The following is a 1,998-nucleotide window of genomic DNA, read 5'->3' on the forward strand; positions in this document are numbered from 1 at the left end:
GCCTATACTGCTACTGCTACAAAGGAGATAGTTGAGGAGATTAAAACTTTACTAGGATTGAAAGATCCTATAATATCTGTAATAGGTTTTGATAGGCCTAATCTTTTTTATCAGGTAAAAAAGGTTAGAAACAAATTCAAATATTTAATAGATTATTTGTCAGATAATTTTCAAGAGGAGTCAGGTATAATCTATTGTGCTACTAGAAAAACTGTAGAATCCTTGACGGGGAAACTAATAGAACAAGGAATATCTGCTGTAAGTTATCATGGTGGTATGGATTCTAATACTAGACAGAAAAATCAGGATAAGTTCATATATAATAAAGTTAAAGTAATAGTTGCTACTAATGCTTTTGGATTAGGAATAGATAAACCAGATATTAGATTTGTAATTCATTATAATATGCCTAAAAATATGGAAGCTTATTATCAAGAAGCAGGTAGGGCTGGTAGAGATGGAGAGGCTAGTGATTGTATACTTTTATATTCACCGTCAGATATTATAAAGCAGAAACTTTTGATACAAAACAGCACCTTTTCACCAAAAAGAGAGACTATGCTTTATGAAAATCTTCAATATTTAGTAGATTATTGCCATACTAATAACTGTTTAAGAAATAGTATATTAACTTATTTTGGGGAAAATGTAGAAAAAGAAAAATGTAATTATTGTGGTAATTGTCTGAGTCAATCAGAAATGGTGGACATTACATTGGAAGCTCAAAAAATACTGTCTTGTATATATAGAGTAAAAGAGAGATTCGGAGTAACTGTAGTTGTCCAGGTGTTAAGAGGTTCTAAAAATAAAAGGATTTTGGAATTAGGATTGGATAAGGTTTCTACTTATGGAATTATGAAAGAATACAAGGAAGATGTTTTAAAAGAAATAACTATGACTTTAATATCTATGGATTATATTCATATGACAGCAGATAAGTACCCGGTATTAAAATTGACTTCTGCTTCACTTCCTGTACTTAAAGGAGAAGTAAAAGTATACCATAAAAAAGATCTATTAGAACCAAAAGATTCCATTAAGATTAAGAAAAAAAGTTTACGACATATTGATAAAAATTATGACAGAGATTTGTTTGAAAGGTTAAGAGAATTAAGATATGAAATAGCTCAAGAAAAAGGATTAGCACCTTTTATGATATTTCATGATTCTACCTTAAAAGAGATGGCAACATATTTTCCTCAGAATAAAGAATCTATTATGGATATAAAGGGAGTGGGATTGAAGAAATATGAAAGTTATGGGGAAAATTTTATTGAAACAATAAGGAATTACTCTAAAGAAAAAGGGATAGATACTTCTAGTATAGAAGTAGTGGAAACTTTCAGTGAAACAGGGACAAGTAGTGAAGATAGATACCAATTAACTTATGATTGCTATTTAGAAGGCTTATCCTTAGCAGAGATTGCTAACAAAAGCGAATTTACTATAAACACTATAATTAAGCATTTAGAGAAATGTAATAATGATGGGAAGATAGTTGATTGGTCTAGGTTTATAAAGGATTCCTCCAAGGAAGAAAAGATATTAAAAGCTATAGACCAAGTAGGTTTAGAAAGATTAAAACCTATTAAAGAAATGTTGCCAGAGGATATAAGTTATGAAGATATAAGGATTACAATAATAAAAAATAACTTAAAAAAAATGTGAAGGATTTGCCTTCACATTTTTATATGACTTCATCTTTAGGCAAAATAACCTCTACTTTTAATTTATCCACTACTTCCTCTAATTCTAAAGGTCTAGAAGCTTTTACTAATATTATGGACTTAGGTTTTATAACTTTTTTTAACTTTTCAATTAGTTGAGGTTTATTTGCACAGGATATTATCCTATCTTTTTCAAAACTGTTCTTAGCAGTTTTAGCTATATATTCGCCAAAGGGCCCAATGGTAAATAAATAATCAATTTTATCTGGATTTATTTTTCTACCTATGTCCTCATGCATTGCTATTTCATCTTCACCTAATCCTAACATAT

General features: G+C 29.3%; 1 protein-coding gene and 1 pseudogene. One reads left to right on the forward strand and one right to left on the reverse strand.

Translation table 11 applies throughout. The features are described 5' to 3' along the window. A partial coding sequence (locus VK998_RS04475) for a RecQ family ATP-dependent DNA helicase (RefSeq protein ID WP_325225951.1) occupies positions 1 to 1,668 on the forward strand: 1,668 nt, incomplete at its 5' end. Between the two features lie 19 nt (positions 1,669 to 1,687). On the opposite strand, the pseudogene VK998_RS04480 reads toward VK998_RS04475, so the two are convergent. After that, positions 1,688 to 1,998: pseudogene (locus VK998_RS04480) on the reverse strand (UDP-N-acetylmuramoyl-tripeptide--D-alanyl-D-alanine ligase); the annotation flags it as partial.

The sequence above is a fragment of the Schnuerera sp. genome, from assembly GCF_035459645.1.
In the GTDB taxonomy this organism is placed as follows: Bacteria; Bacillota; Clostridia; order Tissierellales; family Tepidimicrobiaceae; genus Schnuerera.